Annotated in this window: 12 protein-coding genes; all 12 read left to right on the forward strand. The window is 62.6% G+C overall.

The annotated features are described in order from the left end of the window. The first annotated feature begins 990 nt into the window (after positions 1–990). Positions 991–2,307, forward strand: a complete 1,317-nt coding sequence (locus tag ACQZ2L_RS19910) for a nucleotide sugar dehydrogenase (protein WP_430327507.1) — start codon at positions 991–993, stop codon at positions 2,305–2,307. 53 nt (positions 2,308–2,360) lie between these two features. Continuing rightward, entirely contained in the window at positions 2,361–3,851 is a 1,491-nt protein-coding gene (locus ACQZ2L_RS19915; protein ID WP_430327508.1) for a glycosyltransferase family 2 protein, read from the forward strand. Positions 3,852–3,890: 39 nt separating this feature from the next. Further along, complete coding sequence (locus ACQZ2L_RS19920; protein ID WP_430327509.1) at positions 3,891–5,057, forward strand: PilZ domain-containing protein; 1,167 nt, start codon at positions 3,891–3,893, stop codon at positions 5,055–5,057. Between the two features lie 33 nt (positions 5,058–5,090). Continuing rightward, on the forward strand, positions 5,091–6,509 hold the full coding sequence (gene algK, locus ACQZ2L_RS19925; RefSeq protein ID WP_430327579.1) for an alginate biosynthesis TPR repeat lipoprotein AlgK: 1,419 nt from the start codon (positions 5,091–5,093) through the stop codon (positions 6,507–6,509). Next, complete coding sequence (locus ACQZ2L_RS19930) at positions 6,506–7,984, forward strand: alginate export family protein (protein WP_430327510.1); 1,479 nt, start codon at positions 6,506–6,508, stop codon at positions 7,982–7,984. The genes algK and ACQZ2L_RS19930 overlap by 4 nt, the downstream gene beginning before the upstream one ends. A 19-nt stretch (positions 7,985–8,003) precedes the next feature. Continuing rightward, entirely contained in the window at positions 8,004–9,560 is a 1,557-nt protein-coding gene (algG, locus tag ACQZ2L_RS19935; protein WP_430327511.1) for a mannuronan 5-epimerase AlgG, read from the forward strand. A 12-nt stretch (positions 9,561–9,572) separates the two neighbouring features. Next, positions 9,573–11,015, forward strand: coding sequence for an alginate O-acetyltransferase (locus tag ACQZ2L_RS19940; protein WP_430327512.1), 1,443 nt, complete (start codon positions 9,573–9,575; stop codon positions 11,013–11,015). A 7-nt stretch (positions 11,016–11,022) separates the two neighbouring features. Then, positions 11,023–12,126, forward strand: a complete 1,104-nt coding sequence (locus ACQZ2L_RS19945) for a mannuronate-specific alginate lyase (protein ID WP_430327513.1) — start codon at positions 11,023–11,025, stop codon at positions 12,124–12,126. A gap of 167 nt (positions 12,127–12,293) precedes the next feature. After that, entirely contained in the window at positions 12,294–13,751 is a 1,458-nt protein-coding gene (locus ACQZ2L_RS19950; RefSeq protein WP_430327514.1) for an MBOAT family O-acyltransferase, read from the forward strand. A 13-nt stretch (positions 13,752–13,764) separates the two neighbouring features. Beyond that, positions 13,765–14,922 (forward strand): alginate O-acetyltransferase, encoded by a 1,158-nt coding sequence (locus ACQZ2L_RS19955; RefSeq protein ID WP_430327515.1) that lies wholly within the window; start codon positions 13,765–13,767, stop codon positions 14,920–14,922. A gap of 17 nt (positions 14,923–14,939) precedes the next feature. After that, positions 14,940–15,587 carry an alginate O-acetyltransferase AlgF gene (locus ACQZ2L_RS19960; protein ID WP_430327516.1) on the forward strand — a complete coding sequence of 216 codons (648 nt, stop codon included), beginning with the start codon at positions 14,940–14,942 and terminating at the stop codon, positions 15,585–15,587. A 32-nt stretch (positions 15,588–15,619) separates the two neighbouring features. Beyond that, the gene (locus ACQZ2L_RS19965; RefSeq protein ID WP_430327517.1) at positions 15,620–17,074 is read left to right on the forward strand and encodes a mannose-1-phosphate guanylyltransferase/mannose-6-phosphate isomerase; all 1,455 of its coding nucleotides are present in this window, start codon (positions 15,620–15,622) and stop codon (positions 17,072–17,074) included. Positions 17,075–17,117 lie beyond the last annotated feature (43 nt).

A 17,117-nucleotide genomic window follows, 5' to 3' on the forward strand; every position in this document is an offset into this window, starting at 1 on the left:
CTTTCTTCCTTGTGCTCAAGATGACGCAGCCCCGAGCCTCCAGGGCTACAGAGGTGGCACCGCACGCCCGTCGTTGGCCGCGTAGTGCTCACTGGCCGCTGGAGGTGACTTATGGTCCGTGGCTGGCCCTGACACTCCTTCATTTCAGGCCCGCTCCTTCAGCGCTTCCGTCCTCCTTAACGGCATCCCGCCGCTAACCCTTAGAGTCCGTAAGGTCTTGCTCTGTTACCTGATATGAGCTCGCGCGAGACGCACCAAGCCAGTGCTGGCTGCAGCCCGGGTTAAACGCCAAACATCAGGCGCCAAAATATCGACCAACCTCACCTGAATCGTTACCGCCAACCGACCGTTCGTAGTTTTTTGACGAATTTTGCAAAAAATTTTCCAGTGATGGCATATAACTATCCCGCTGGGTTTCCACCCTTTATATACCGGGACGAAACCACTGCGTGCTATCACCATGCAACTACCGACACTTAGATAAATATTTAGAAATCTTTCATTTCGTCAGTTTCGGTTCAGGAACTTTGCCCCCAAGGTGCCCCTCATAGGACCCGTAACGAATCTTCATCGCTGCACGTGAGAGATGACTTACAGATGACAAGCGGCAGGTACCTACTACCCAGCCGAAGAACTTAGGCAGACGCCACGGTAACCACCAAGCGCGCTGCCAGCTGAAGGAGATGCAAGCCCTATAAACGTCCTAGTGGTTGATTTCAAAGGATTTATCCACTTGAAAGAACAAGCACAGCAGCGCGCCCTGTAGCGCACTGCAGTAAAGACGGCTGCATTTCAGGGCACGTTTTTTAATATCGGTCTTTGACTGCCTACTTAGAGTGCACAACTTCGTGCACTCCGGATTTATTCATGCCTGCGTTCGGTGAAGTGTGCACTTGCCTCGGCAAAGTGCGCCCGAATTAATGCTGGTTAATCAAACCGGCCGGCACTTCCGTGGAAGAGTCGGCGTGATAAACACTTGAGGTGAAAGCGATGCGTATCAGCATTTTTGGTTTGGGTTATGTGGGTGCAGTGTGTGCAGGCTGCCTGTCGGCACGGGGCCATGAAGTGATTGGTGTGGACGTGTCGCAGACCAAGATCGACCTGATCAACAAGGGCAAGTCGCCCATCGTCGAGCCGGGCCTTGAGCAACTGCTGCAACAGGGCATCGCCAATGGCCGCCTGCGTGGCACCACCGACTTCGCCGAGGCCATCCGCGCCAGCGACGTGTCGATGATCTGCGTCGGCACACCAAGCAAGAAAAACGGCGACCTTGGCCTTGAGTACATCGAATCGGTTTGCCGCGAAATCGGTTACGTGCTGCGTGACAAAGCCAGCCGCCACACCATCGTGGTGCGCAGCACCGTGCTGCCGGGCACCGTCAAGAACGTGGTCATCCCGATCCTGGAAGACTGCTCGGGGAAAAAGGCCGGCGTCGACTTCGGTGTCGCGGTCAACCCTGAGTTCCTGCGTGAAAGCACCGCGATCAAGGACTACGACCAGCCACCGATGACGGTCATCGGCGAGTTCGACACCGCCAGCGGCGATGTCCTGCAAGCGCTGTACGAAGAGCTCGATGCACCCGTGATCCGCAAGGACATCGCCGTTGCCGAGATGATCAAGTACACCTGCAACGTCTGGCACGCAACCAAGGTCACCTTCGCCAACGAGATCGGCAACATCGCCAAGGCGGTCGGCGTCGATGGCCGCGAAGTGATGGACGTGGTCTGCCAGGACACCGTGCTCAACCTGTCGCAATACTACATGCGCCCAGGCTTCGCCTTCGGCGGCTCGTGCCTGCCCAAGGACGTACGCGCCCTCACCTACCGCGCCGCCAGCCTCGACGTGCGTGCCCCGCTGCTCGACTCGCTGATGCGCAGCAACGAATCGCAGGTGCAGAACGCCTTCGACATCATCGAGAGCCACGACAAACGCAAGATCGCCCTGCTCGGCCTGAGCTTCAAGGCCGGCACCGACGACCTGCGCGAGAGCCCGCTGGTGGAACTGGCCGAGCGCCTGATCGGCAAAGGCTACCAGCTCAACATCTACGACCAGAACGTCGAGTACGCCCGTGTCCACGGCGCCAACAAAGAGTACATCGAGTCGAAGATCCCGCACGTCTCGTCGCTGCTCAATGCCGACTTCGAGCAAGTCATCAACGACGCCGAAGTCATCATCCTCGGCAACCGTGACGAGCAGTTCCGCGCCCTTGCCGAGCAAGCACCGGCCGGCAAGCAAGTGATCGACCTGGTCGGTTTCATGAGCAAGCCCACCTGCAACACCAGCCGCACCGAAGGCATCTGCTGGTAAGCCAGCCTGACGCGGGGCCGCTAGGCCCCGCTCTTTACTGAATTTCGTGACGGATGCCGAACATGCATAGGTTCCAGACAGTACTGATGCAGTGCGCCGGATGGCTGCTCTACATGAGCTTGCTCATGTTGATCGCCCTGGCCCTGCCCAGCGACATCTTCGATTCCGAGTCGAAGCATTTCATCTTCCTGGTCGGTGCGGTCGGCATCTGGCGTTACTCGATGGGCGCCACCCATTTCATCCGCGGCATGATCTTCCTGTATGGCGTCTATCCGTACCTGCGCAACAAGGTACGCAAGCTGGGCGACGCCGCCGCGCCATCGCATGTGTACCTGATGGTCACCAGCTTTCGCATCGATGCGCTGACCACCGCGCAGGTCTACAGCTCGGTGATTCGCGAAGCGATCAACTGCGGCTACCCAACCACCGTGGTCTGCTCGTTGGTGGAAAAGTGCGATGAGCTTTTGGTGAAAAGTCTGTGGGCCAAATACAACCCACCGGAACACGTCACCCTCGATTTCGTGCGCATTGCCGGCACCGGCAAGCGCGATGGCCTGGCCTTCGGCTTCCGTGCCATCTCGCGGATGATGCCCGACCAGCATGCCGTGGTGGCCGTGATCGACGGCGACACCGTGCTCGGCGACGGCATCGTGCGCAAGACCGTACCCTGGTTCAAGCTGTACCCCAACGTCGGTGGCCTGACCACCAACGAATTCTGCGAAGTGCGCGGCGGCTACATCATGAGCGAGTGGCACAAGCTGCGCTTCGCCCAGCGCCACATCAACATGTGCTCGATGGCCTTGTCCAAGCGCGTGCTGACCATGACCGGACGCATGTCGATGTTCCGCGCCAGCGTCGTGACCAACCCCGAGTTCATCGCCGACGTCGAAAGCGACTCGCTGATGCACTGGCGCCTGGGCCGCTTCAAGTTCCTCACCGGTGACGACAAGTCGAGCTGGTTCAGCCTCATGCGCCTGGGCTACGACACCTTCTATGTACCGGACGCGGCGATCAACACGGTCGAGCACCCGCCGGAAAAAAGCTTCTTCAAAGCCAGCCGCAAACTGATGTACCGCTGGTACGGCAACAACCTGCGGCAGAACTCGCGTGCCCTTGGCCTGGGCCTGAAACGCCTCGGCCCGTTCACCAGCCTGGTGCTGTTCGACCAGCGCGTGTCGATGTGGACCAGCCTGCTCGGGCTGACCGTCGCGGTGATCGCCAGCCTCAAGTTCGGCATGGCCTACCTGCTGGTGTACCTGCTGTGGATCGGCATCACCCGGCTGATCCTGACGATCATGCTGCTGTGCTCGGGGCACAAGGTCGGCCCGGCCTATCCGGTGATCCTTTATTACAACCAGATCGTCGGCGCGATGATGAAGATCTACGTGTTCTTCCGCCTCGACAAGCAGTCCTGGACGCGTCAGCCGACTGCCCTCAAGCGTGACCTTGCCAGCTTTCAACAATGGTTCAACACCTGGTCCTCGCGGACCATGACCTTCTCGGCGGCCAGCATCTTCGTTGCTGTGCTGTTCATGGTCGTGTGAGCCCCTCCGGATCAGAACTAACAGGAACTTGAAATCGCCATGAATAACGCCGTCAACGTCAATGTCGTGCATGAGTCCGAAGCCCAGCGCCAACACGCCCGGGTGCGTATCCCCGCCAAGCTGCGTTTTGTGGACGGCAACCGTGAGCCGCAAGAGGCCAAGGTCGATGATCTGTCTGCTGGCGGCCTGTCCTTCCAGGCCAAGCGCGCGCTGCCGGTCGGCGAAGTGCTCCGCGGTCGCCTGCAGTTCGTGGTCGACAACCTCGGCCTGTCGATGGACATCGAGTTCTTGGTACGCACCAGCGACGCTGCCACCGGCCGCACCGGCGCCGAATTCCAGAACCTTGAGCCACGCGACATCGCCACCCTGCGCCACATCATCACCTCGCACCTGTCGGGCGAGTTGATCACCGCCGGTGACGTGCTCAGTACCCTGCAACGCGACAACTTCACCAAGGCGCGCAAGCAGAAGGACGGCGGCTCGGGCCTGAGCGCGTTTGGCCGCCTGCGTGCCGTGACCGTGACCCTGGGCGTGTTCGTGGTCGGTATCGCCGCCTTTGGTTTTGTCGCCAAGTCGCTGTATGGCATGTACTTCGTCAGCCACGCCGAAGCCGGTGTGGTCGCCGTGCCGACCACCACCGTGACCATGCCGCGTGACGGCACCGTCAAGAGCCTGGTCGAAAGCGGCGGGCAAGTGGTCAAGGGCGCGCCACTGGCAAGCTTCAGCACCAGCATGCTGGACATGCTCAAAGGCCACCTGGACGACTCGCAACTGGAGCCGGCCAAGGTCGAAGAACTGTTCGGCAAGCAGCTCGCCGGCACCCTTACCAGCCCGTGTGACTGCGTCGTCGCCGAGCAACTGGTGGATGACGACCAGTACGCCAGCAAGGGCCAACCGATCTTCCACCTGGTACCGCGCACCACCAACCCGATGATCGAGGCGCGCTTCAGCTACCGCCAGTTCGACGAGGTCAAGCCGGGCACCAAGGTCAACTTCCAGATTGCCGGTGAAGACGAAATTCGCACTGGCCAGATCGTCAGCAGCTCAAGCCTGAACAGCGAAGACCTGGCCTCCGACATTCGCGTGCAGATCAAACCCGACGGCGCCTTGCCAGCCGAACTGGCCGGTCGCCCGGCAGCGGTCAACAGCGATCGCGGCCCTTCGCTGGATTGGCTGATCAGCAAAGCTGCGGCCCGTGGGCTGTAAGAGGATCTGACCATGAGCCTGTTCAACCTACCCATGGCGTCGCCCGGCGCGCGCCCAGCCACCTGGTGCTCACTGGCGATCGCCATTGCCCTGAGTGGCTGCGCCGGCCTGCCCGATCAGCGCCTGGCCAACGAAGCGCTCAAGCGTGGCGACACCGCCACTGCCGAGCGCAACTACAAGGCCTTGGCAGACCTGGGCTACAGCGACGCGCAGGTCGGCCTGGCCGATATTCAGGTGGCCTCGCGCGACCCGGCGCAACTGCAGCAAGCCGAAGCCACCTACCGCGCTGCCGCCAGCACCTCGTCGCGCGCCCAGGCTCGCCTTGGCCGCCTGCTGGTAGCCAAGCCGGACAGCACCCAGGCCGAGCGTGAAGAGGCCGAAACCCTGCTCAAGCTCGCTGCCGCCCAAGGCGAAAGCAACACCCTGATCCCGCTGGCAATGCTCTATCTGCAGTACCCGCAGAGCTTCCCCAAGGTCAACGCGCAGCAGCAGATCGAACAATGGCGCGCTGCCGGCAACCCGGAAGCGGGCCTGGCGCAGATCCTCCTCTACCGCACCCAGGGCAGCTACGATCAGCACCTGGATGACGTCGAGCGCATCTGCAAAGCCGCCCTGAACAGCACCGACATCTGCTATGTCGAGCTGGCCACCGTGTACCAGAAACGCAACCAGGCCGAGCAGCGCACTGCCCTGCTCGCGCAGCTCAAGTCAGCCTATGCCCGCGGCAGCGTGCCGGCCAGCCGGGTCGACAGCGTGGCGCGAGTCCTGGCTGATCGCAGCCTGGGCCAGACCGACGAGAAAACCGCCAAAGACCTGCTCGAGCAGGTTGCCCCGGCCAACCCGGCCTCCTGGGTGAGCCTTGCGCAGTTGCTGTATGACTTCCCCGAGCTGGGCGACACCGACCAGTTGCTCGCTTACATCGACAAAGGCCGCGCCGCCGAACAGCCGCGTGCCGAGCTGCTGCTGGGCCGCCTTTACTACGAAGGCAAGACCCTGCCGGCCGATGCCGCCAAGGCCGAAACCCACCTGCAAGCCGCCGCCGCTGCCGGCGAAATCAGCGCCCATTACTACCTCGGCCAGTTGTACCGCCGTGGTTACCTCGGCCAGGTCGAGCCGCAAAAGGCAGTCGATAACCTGCTCACCGCCGCCCGCGGCGGCCAGCTCAGCGCCGACTACGCGCTGGCCCAGCTCTACAGCGAAGGCCACGGCATCCGCCAGAACCCTGGCAATGCGTGGGTCTTCGCCAGCCTGGCGCAGGCAAACCCGTCGCAGCAGTCGACCGAACTGCTGCAGCAACTCGATCAGCAACTGACGCCTGAGCAGCGCAGCCAGGCCCAGCGTCTGCTTGCGCAAGAGCAGCAGGCGCGCGGCAGCATGGCCAAGGCCGGCAACAGCATGATGGCCATCGAAGCCCTGCAAGACGATGAAGACGCCGAGGATTCCTCCCTATGACGCTCAACCCCTTCGTGAAGGCCGGGATCGGCCTGAGCTTCGCCCTGCTCTGGTCCTGCCCGACCCTGGCCGATATCACCGCCGAGAAAAACTTCGGCCTCGACGTGAAAATCACCGGCCAGTCGGAAGACGACCGCGACCTCGGCACCCGCTCCGGCGGTGATGTGCAAGGCCTGGGCCTGGACCTGCGCCCTTGGGTGTACGGCGAGCGTGGCAACTGGAGCGCCTTTGCCATGGGCCAGGCGGTCGCGGCCACCGACACCATCGAAACCGACACCTTGCGCCAGTCCGACGATGGCAGCACCGTCGACACCGCTGCCGACGGCCGCAAAGCCGACAAAAGCTACCTGGCCATGCGCGAGTTCTGGGTGGGCTACAGTGGCTTCACCGCCTACCCCGGCGAGCAACTGCGGCTCGGCCGCCAGCGCCTGCGCAACGACGACGGCATGTGGCGTGACAGCAACATCGAAGCGCTCAACTGGACCTTCGATACCACCCTGCTGCGGGCCAACCTGGGCATGGCCCAGCGCTTCAGCGAATACCGCACCGACCTCACCGAGCTGGCTCCGGAAGACAAGGACCGCACGCATGTCTACGGTGACGTCGCCACGCAATGGACACCCGGTCACTGGGTTGGCCTGCGCGCGCACCACACCCATGACAGCGGCAGCCTGAAAAACACCGGCGAGAGCCTTGATGGCCTGGACAAGCGCCGCACCGGCGACCTGACCTGGTTGGGCCTGGAAGCCAACAGCGACGCCTACAGCTGGCGCAACCAGCACACCGTCAACTACTGGGGCAGCCTGACCTGGCTGACCGGTGACCGCGACAAGCTCAACAGCGAACTGGTCGGCAACGAGCAGATCGCCACCGGTAAGCAGAGCGGTGACGTCAATGCCTGGGCCACCGACCTCGGTATCCGCCTGCGCCTCGACCCGCAGTGGCAGGTCGGCGCGGCCTATGCCCGTGGCAGCGGTGGCGGCGGCAGCAAGGGTTCGAACAACTACGAGCAGACCGGCCTCGAGAGCAATCGCTCCAGCTTCACCGGCACCCGCTCGCGGGTGCACCGCTTCGGTGAAGCCTTCCGCGGTGAGCTGGGCAACCTGCAGGCAGCCACCCTGTTCGCCTCCTGGCAGCTGCGCGACGACTACGACGCCAGCCTGATCTACCACAAGTTCTGGCGCGTCGACGGCCAGCAGAACATCGGCTCCAGCGGCATCAACGCGGTGGTCGATGACGAAGGCGTCAACCGCCCACTGGTCAACGGCGAGAAGGACCTGGGCCAGGAGATGGACGTGGTCGTCACCAAGTACTTCAAGCAAGGCCTGCTGCCGGCATCGCTGAGCCAGTCGATCGACGAACCGTCGGCGCTGGTCCGCCTGCGCGCTGGCGTGTTCAAGCCTGGCGATGCCTACGGCAAAGAGACCGACTCGTACATGCACCGCGCCTTTGTCGACGTGATCTGGCGTTTCTGACGTGCGCCGAGGACTGGATATGAACCTGCAACCCAAGCTTCGCTACAGCCTGCTCGCCAGCGCCCTGCTGCTGGCCGCAGGTGTGGCTCAGGCCGCCGAGCCCGGCACGGCCAAGGGCCTGCAGCAGGCCAAGACCTACACCGTGACCAGCGCGCCAGTCGAGCCGCTGCACATGGAGCCGCCGAAGCTGCCTGATCTGACGGGCTACACCGCGCAAGCGGTGCAAGCCAAGATCGATCGCAGCCGCAAGGGCAAGGTCAGCGTGCGCCGCATGCTTCAGGAAGAATCACTCAAGGAATTCATCGGCGGCGACAACAAGGCCGCCGAGTGGGTCCAGCGCCAGCAGGGTATCCCCCAGGCGATCTTCGTCGATGACGGCCATGTCGACCTCATCGAGCTGAGCAAACAAGTGCCCAAGCAGTACCTGAGTGAAGTGTCGCCAGGCGTGTATCTGGCGCGCTTGCCGATCGTGGTCGGGCAAAAAGGCGTGCTGGAAATCAACGGCAGGGTCAAAGAACTGCGCCTGTCGCAGGAGCGCGGCGCGTTTCTGGTCAACGACGGCAAGCTGTTCGTCAGCGACACCCAGGTCACCGGCTGGCGCGAGAAGGCCAACGGCCCGGCCAGCTTCCGCTCGCCCAAGGAGTTCCGCCCGTTCCTGCTGTCGTGGGGCGGCACCGAGACCTACATCGTCAACAGCAAGATGGCCAGCTTTGGCTACTCCCAGTCCAAGTCGTACGGCGTGAGCATCTCGCAGTACACGCCGAACATGGCGAAAAAGATGGGCCGTGCCGAGCCGACCGGCTGGATCATCGGCTCCGAATTCAGTGACATGTGGTACGGCTTCTACTGCTACGAGACCAGCGACTTCGTGGTCAAGGACAGCACCTACCGCGACAACATCGTCTACGGTATCGACCCGCACGACCGCTCGCACCGCTTGATCATCGCCGGCAACACCGTGCATGGCACCAGGAAAAAGCACGGCATCATCGTTTCGCGTGAGGTCAACGACAGTTGGATCTTCAACAACAAGAGCTACGACAACAAGCTCTCCGGGGTGGTGATCGACCGTAACAGCGTCAACAACCTGATCGCCTACAACGAGATCTACCGCAACCACACCGACGGCATCACCTTGTACGAAAGCGGCGACAACCTGATCTGGGGCAACAAGGTCATCAACAACCGTCGCCACGGCATCCGCGTGCGCAACAGCGTCAACATTCGCCTGTACGAAAACATCGCCATGGCCAACGGCCTGGTCGGTGTCTACGGGCACATCAAGGACCTCTCCGACACCGACCGCGACATTGCCCTCGACCCGTTCGACGCCAAGGTCTCGTTGATCGTGGTTGGCGGCGAGTTGACCGCCAATGGCTCCGGCCCCTTGTCGATCGACTCGCCGCTGTCGGTCGAGCTGTACAAGGTGGCCATGCTCGCCCCGCGCAAAGCCAGTGGCATCAGCCTCAATGGCGTGCTCGGCGAGCGCCAGGACGAAATCCTCGACCTGCTGGTGCGCCAGCAGAAGGCTGTGCTGATCGACCCGGTCGAACGCCAGACCGAAATGATCGATTAAGGAATGCTGACCATGACCACTGCACCTTTGATGAAACTGCTCGGCCTGACTGCCGCCCTGCTGGCGATCAGCCAGGGCGTGCGCGCCGAACAGGTCCAGGCGCCGAGCTTCACCGCCGAGCCGTGCTGCCAGCTGTGCCCGGAAGCACACGACGCCAGCCGCTACACCACCCGCTACCAGCAGAACTTCACCACCCTGGTGCAGGCGCAGGGCGACTGGTTGTTCCGTACCCGCGAAGACCTGCGCACCGAGTTCAGCACCAGCGCTGCCGGCTACCAACGTCTGCGGCAGGTGCACGACGCTTTCAAGAAGCGCGGCATCGAGCTGGTGATGGTCTACCAGCCGACCCGTGGTTTGGTGAACCGCAACATGCTCAACCCGGCCGACAAGGCCGCGTTCGATTACCAGAAGGCGCTGGGCAACTACCAGGCCATGCTCAAGCGCTTTGCCAAGATGGGCTACACCGTGCCGGACCTGTCGCCACTGACCAACGAGCAGCTGGCGGCAGCCGATCAGGGCAAGGACTTCTACTTCCGCGGCGACCAGCACTGGACGCCTTACGGCGCTGAACGAGCGGCGAAGATCATCGCCAGGAGCGTGCAGCAGATGCCGGCCTTCGCCGACATCCCGCGCAAGGAGTTCGAAACCCACAAATCCGGGCGCATGGGCAAGACCGGCACCCTGCACAACGTTGCCGGCCAGCTTTGCGGCAGCAGCTATGCGGTGCAGTACATGGACCAGTTCGCCACCGAGCCGAAAGGCGCCGCCGGCGATGACGACCTGTTCGGCGACAGCGGCAATGCCGAGATCACCCTGGTCGGCACCAGCCACAGCGGCAAGAACTACAACTTCTCGGGCTTTTTGCAGCAATACATCGGCGCCGACGTGCTCAACGTCGCCTTCCCTGGCGGCGGCCTGGAAGGCGCGATGATCCAGTACCTGGGCAGCGAAGAGTTCAAGATCCACCCGCCGAAGATTCTCATCTGGGAATTCTCGCCGCTGTATCGCCTCGACCAGGAAACCATCTGGCGGCAGATCCTCGGCCTGCTCGACAACGGCTGCGATGACCGCCCGGCACAGATGAGCGCCAGCACCACGCTCAAGCCCGGCACCAATGAAGTCATGGTCAATGGCAAGGGTGGGGTCATCAAAGACCTGGTCAACCGCAATCTGCAGATGGACATCAAGTTCGAAGACACTTCGGTCAAGGTCCTGCAAGCGACCCTGTGGTACCTGAACGGGCGCCACGAGGACATCAAGATCGAAAAACCAGAGACCTCCGACACTGACGGGCGCTTTGTCTTCCAGCTGCGTGAAGACGAAGACTGGGCCAGCCAGAACCTGCTCGCGCTGGAGCTGCAAGGCCCCGAACAAGGCACCCAGAAGGTCGAAGCCAAGCTCTGCAAACGCAACAACTTCGCCAGCCCTGCGCACACCGCGCAGGCTGGCCAGTGAGGCGCACATGATCAAGCCCCGCACGACCTTCGCCCCTGCCCTGCTCGCCCTGGCGCTGTTTGCCGGCGCCGCGCAGGCCGAGCTGGTACCCCCACAGGGTTACTACGCCGGCATCGAGCAGATGAAAACCACCGACGGCAAGTTCCGCTGTGAACAGGCGCCCAAGCCTTACACCGGCGCCTTGCAGTTTCGCAGCAAGTACGAAGGCTCGGACAAGGCCCGCTCGACGCTCAACCTGCGCTCGGAAAAAGCCTTCCGCGACTCGACCAAAGACATCACCACGCTTGAGCGTGGGGTCAGCAAGATGGTCGGCCAGTACATGCGTGACGGCCGCCCGGCGCAGCTCGATTGCGCGCTTGGCTGGCTGAGCCAGTGGGCGCAGGCCGATGCCTTGCTCTCGACCGACTACAACCACACTGGCAAGTCCATGCGCAAATGGGCACTGGGCAGCATGAGCGGCTCCTGGCTGCGCTTGAAGTTCTCCAATTCGCAGCCGCTGGCGGCGCACAAGGCCGAGGCCGAAGCCATTGAAAAATGGTTCGCCCGCCTGGCCGAACAGACCGTCAAAGACTGGAGCGACCTGCCGCTGGAGAAGATCAACAACCACAGCTACTGGGCCGCCTGGTCGGTGATGGCTACTGCCGTCGCCACCGACCGCCGCGACCTGTTCGACTGGGCCGTGAAGGAGTACCGCGTCGGCGCCAACCAGATCGACGAGCAGGGCTTTTTGCCAAACGAACTCAAGCGTCGCCAGCGCGCGCTGGCCTACCACAACTACGCCCTGCCGCCGCTGGCGATGATCGCCAGCTTCGCCAAGGTCAACGGCGTCGACCTGCGCAGCGAGAACAACTTTGCCCTGCAGCGTCTGGGCGAAGGGGTGCTGGCCGGTGCCCGTGATCCACGCCAGTTCGTTGCCCGTACCGGCGTCAAACAGAACATGAAAGACCTCAAGGTCGACAGCAAGTACGCCTGGCTCGAGCCATGGTGCGCGCTGTACCAGTGCGTTGGCGACACGTTGTCGCGCAAGCATGGCATGCAGCCGTTCGACAGCTTCCGCCTGGGCGGCAACATGACCCGGGTGTATGACCCGAGCGCAGCCAGCAACAAGTAACACTCATCCCTGTGGGAGCGGGTTCACCCGCGAACAAGGGCGAAGCCCTTGCCAGCTACTTCGCGGGTAAACCCGCTCCCACAGAGTTCTAGGTTGCCCACCAGCGTTGCGTTGGGGGGTTTGGGGGGCTGCTGCCCCGGCTACGTACATCCATCAGGAGAACGAGGATGGTCTTCTCGTCAAATGTGTTCCTGTTCCTGTTCCTGCCGATCTTTCTCGGCCTGTACTACTTGAGCGGGCAACGCTATCGCAACCTGCTGCTGCTGGTCGCCAGCTACATCTTCTACGCCTGGTGGCGGGTCGACTTCCTCGCCCTGTTCGCCGGCGTGACCCTGTGGAACTACTGGATCGGCCTCAAAGTCGGCGCCGCAGGCGTGCGCACCAAACCCGCGCAGCGCTGGCTGCTGCTCGGCGTCGGTGTCGACCTGGCCATTCTCGGCTACTTCAAGTACGCCAACTTCGGCGTCGACAGCCTCAACGCGATCATCACCTCGTTCGGCTTCGAGCCGTTCATCATCACCCACGTGCTGCTGCCGATCGGCATCTCGTTCTACATCTTCGAGTCGATCAGCTACATCATCGACGTGTACCGCGGTGACACCCCGGCCACCCGCAACCTGATCGACTTTGCCGCCTTCGTGGCGATCTTCCCGCACTTGATTGCCGGCCCGGTGCTGCGCTTCAAGGACCTGGTCGACCAGTTCAACAACCGCACCCACACCCTCGACAAGTTCTCCGAAGGCTGCACCCGCTTCATGCAGGGCTTCATCAAGAAGGTGTTCATCGCCGACACCCTGGCGGTGGTTGCCGACCATTGCTTCGCCCTGGAAAACCCCACCACCGGTGACGCCTGGCTCGGCGCCCTGGCCTACACCGCGCAGCTGTACTTCGACTTCTCCGGCTACAGCGACATGGCCATCGGCCTGGGCTTGATGATGGGCTTTCGCTTCATGGAGAACTTCAAGCAGCCGTACATCAGCCAGTCGATCACCGAGTTCTGGCGGCGCTGGCACATCAGCCTGTCGACCTGGCTGCGCGACTACCTGTACATCACCCTGGGGGGCAACCGCAAAGGCACCTTCAACACCTACCGCAATCTGTTCCTGACCATGTTGCTCGGCGGCCTGTGGCACGGCGCCAACATCACCTACATCCTCTGGGGCGCCTGGCACGGCATCTGGCTGGCGATCGAACGCGCGCTGGGCCTGGACACCAACCCGCAGCGCTTCAACCCGATCAAGTGGGCGTTCACCTTCCTGCTGGTGGTGACCGGCTGGGTGATGTTCCGCTCGGAAAACCTCGACGTGGCCGGGCGCATGTACGCCGCCATGTTCAGCTTCGGCGAATGGCAGCTGTCGGAACTCAACCGCGCCAACCTCACCGGCCTGCAGGTGGCGACCATGTTCATCGCCTACGCGACCCTGGCGTTCTTCGGCCTGCGCGACTTCTACCGCAATGCCCAGCCAACGCCCAAGGCCACCCCGGTACAGATCAACAGCGACGGCTCGATCGGCCTGGACTGGAGCCGGGTCATGGCCCGCGTGCTGGTGCTGCTGCTGTTCGTTGCCTCGGTGCTGAAACTCTCGGCGCAAAGCTATTCGCCATTCCTCTACTTCCAGTTCTGAGGCACGGACGACCATGACCCGGACACTTCGCATCACCTACTCGCTGACCTTCCTCGGCCTGCTCACCGGCCTTGGCGTGTGGTCGCTGAGCGGCGCCTCGAGCTTCCAGCGCACCGAGCAGATGACGGTGCTCAACGGCAAGCTGGCCAAGGCTGCCGAGACCCATTACGACGAGCAGTTCCCGATCAAGCGCCTGAGCACCAACCTGTGGGCCGCACTCGACTACAAGCTGTTCAATGAAGGCCGCCCCGGCGTGGTGCTGGGCCGCGAGCAATGGCTGTTCAGCGACGAAGAGTTCAAACCCACCGCCGGTGCCGAGCAACTGATGCAGGACAACCTGGCGCTGATCCGCGGCGTGCGCGACACCCTGCAACGCCAGGGCGTGCAGCTGGTGCTGGCGATCATCCCGGCCAAGGCGCGGATCTACTCCGAGTACCTCGGCGAAGAGCAGCCGGCCAGCCTGCATGGCGACCTGTTCAACCAGTTCCACGCCCAGGCGCGTCAGGCCAACGTGTTTGCCCCTGACCTGCAAGCGCCAATGGAGCAAGCCAAAGCCCGCGGCCAGGTATTCCTGCGCACCGACACGCACTGGACCCCGCTGGGCGCCGAAGTCGCCGCGCAGACCGTGGCCGAAGCCGTCTCCCGGCAAAAACTGCTGCAAGCCGAGCCGCAGGCCTACGTCACCGATGCCGGCAGCAGCGCGCCATACAAAGGCGACCTGACCAACTTCCTGCCGCTCGACCCGCTGTTCAGCGAGTTGCTGCCAGCGCCGGACAACCTGCAAAAGCGCACTACCCGCCCAGCCGCCGGCGACGCCGACAACGGTGATGCGCTGTTCGCCGACAGCCAGATCCCGGTGGCGCTGGTCGGCACCAGCTACAGCGCCAACCCGCACTGGAACTTCCTCGGTGCACTGCAGCAGGCGCTGCACAGCGACGTCGCCAACTACGCCGAAGACGGCCATGGGCCGTTGCTGCCGATGCTCAAGTACCTGCAAAGCGACGCCTTCAAGGATGCCCCGCCGCAAGTGGTGGTGTGGGAATTCCCGGAACGCTACCTGCCGATGAAAAACGACCTCAGCGGGTTCGACCCGCAGTGGATCGCGCAATTGAAAAACACCCGTAAATCCGAAGAAAACCTGGCCCTGTCGTCCAATCGGACGGAACACTGAAAGAGAGGAACACGCACATGTCCAACAAGCCATCTTTTGCCAAAGTCTTCACCCTCGCTGCGGGCCTGTCGCTGGCCTCGCTGCAGGCCTTCGCCGGCGCTGACGCCGCGCTGTACGGCCCAAGCGCACCGAAAGGCTCAAGCTTCGTACGCCTGTACAACGCCAGCAGCGCACCGGCTGCCGCCAGCGTCGGCAACACCCAGATCAAGCAGGTCGGCGCGCAGTCCAGCAGTGACTTCAGCTTCCTCCCGGGCGGCGACTACAGCGCCCAGGTCGGCGGCAAGTCGGTGCCGGTGAAGCTCGCCTCGGACAAGTATTACACCCTGGTCAACAACGCCAGCGGCAGCCCGCAACTGATCGAAGAGCCACCGTTCAAGAACAAGCAAAAGGCTTTGGTGCGGGTGCAGAACCTCACCGATCAGGCGCTGACCCTGAAAACCGCCGACGGCAAGACCGAAGTGGTCAAGCCGGTAGCGGCCCATGCGCGCGGTGAGCGCGAGATCAATCCGGTCAAGGTCAACCTGGCCCTGTACCAAGGCGACAAGAAAGTCAGCGACATCAAACCTGTCGCGCTGGAACGCGGTGAAGCCGCCGTGCTGTACGTCACCGGTACGGGCAGCAGCCTGGCCCCGGTGTGGGTAACCCGCCCTGTCTCGAGCAACTGATTTCTGCCTCTATCAACCTTTGGAGAAACATCATGATTCCGGTAATTCTTTCTGGTGGTAGCGGTTCGCGTCTGTGGCCTTTGTCGCGTAAACAGTTCCCCAAGCAGTTCCTCGCCCTGACCGGTGAGCACACGCTGTTCCAGCAAACCCTCGAGCGCCTGGTGTTCGACGGCATGCAAGCGCCGATCGTGGTCTGCAACAAGGACCACAAGTTCATCGTTCACGAGCAGCTGACTGCACTGAACCTGCAGACCCAGGCGATCCTGATGGAGCCGTTTGGCCGCAACACCGCGCCGGCCGTGGCTGTCACCGCGATGAAGCTGGTCAACGAAGGCAGCGACGAGCTGATGCTGGTGCTGCCGGCCGACCATGTGATCGATGACCAGAAAGCGCTGCAACGTGCCCTGGCGCTGGCCACCGTAGCGGCCGAGCGTGGCGAGATGGTGCTGTTCGGCGTGCCGGCAACCAAACCGGAAACCGGCTACGGCTACATCCGTTCCAGCCAAGATGCCCTGCTGCCGGAAGGCGTCGCCCGGGTTGCACAGTTTGTCGAAAAGCCCGACGAAAAACGCGCCACCGAGTTCGTCCGCAGCGGCGGCTACTTCTGGAACAGCGGCATGTTCCTGTTCCGCGCCAGCCGCTTCCTCGAAGAGCTGAAAAAACACGATCCGGACATCTACGACACCTGCCTGCTGGCACTGGAGCGCAGCGAAGAAGACGGCGAATACCTGAGCATCGACGAAGCCACCTTCGCTTGCTGCCCGGACAACTCGATCGACTACGCCGTGATGGAAAAGACCCAGCGCGCCTGCGTGGTGCCATTGACCGCAGGCTGGAGCGACGTCGGCTGCTGGTCGTCGCTGTGGGATGTGCACGAGAAAGACGCCAACGGCAACGTCACCAAAGGCGACGTGGTGGTGCAGGACAGCCACAACTGCATGATCCACGGCAACGGCAAGCTGGTCTCGGTGATTGGTCTTGAGAACATCGTCGTGGTCGAGACCAAGGACGCCATGATGATTGCCCACAAGGACAAGGTTCAGGGCGTCAAGCAGATGGTCAACACCCTTGACAAGCAAGGCCGCAGCGAGACCCAGAACCACCTTGAGGTGTATCGCCCATGGGGCTCGTACGACTCGGTGGACATGGGCGGCCGCTTCCAGGTCAAGCACATCACCGTCAAGCCCGGCGCCAGCTTGTCGCTGCAGATGCACCACCACCGCGCCGAGCATTGGATCGTGGTGTCGGGCACGGCTGAAGTGACCTGTGACGAGAACGTGTTCCTGCTCACCGAAAACCAGTCGACCTACATCCCGATCGCCTCGGTGCACCGCCTGCGCAACCCGGGCAAGATCCCGCTGGAGATCATCGAAGTGCAGTCCGGCAGCTACTTGGGTGAAGACGACATCGAACGTTTCGAAGACGTGTACGGCCGCAGCGCCACGCCGATCGAGCGCGGTGTTTCGGTGAAAACCATCGCCCAGTAACCTTCCCAGACACGGTCTCTCTCTGTAGGAGCGGCCTTGTGTC

The sequence above is a fragment of the Pseudomonas shirazensis genome, from assembly GCF_050496565.1.
GTDB classification, from domain to species: domain Bacteria; phylum Pseudomonadota; class Gammaproteobacteria; order Pseudomonadales; family Pseudomonadaceae; genus Aquipseudomonas; species Aquipseudomonas shirazensis_A.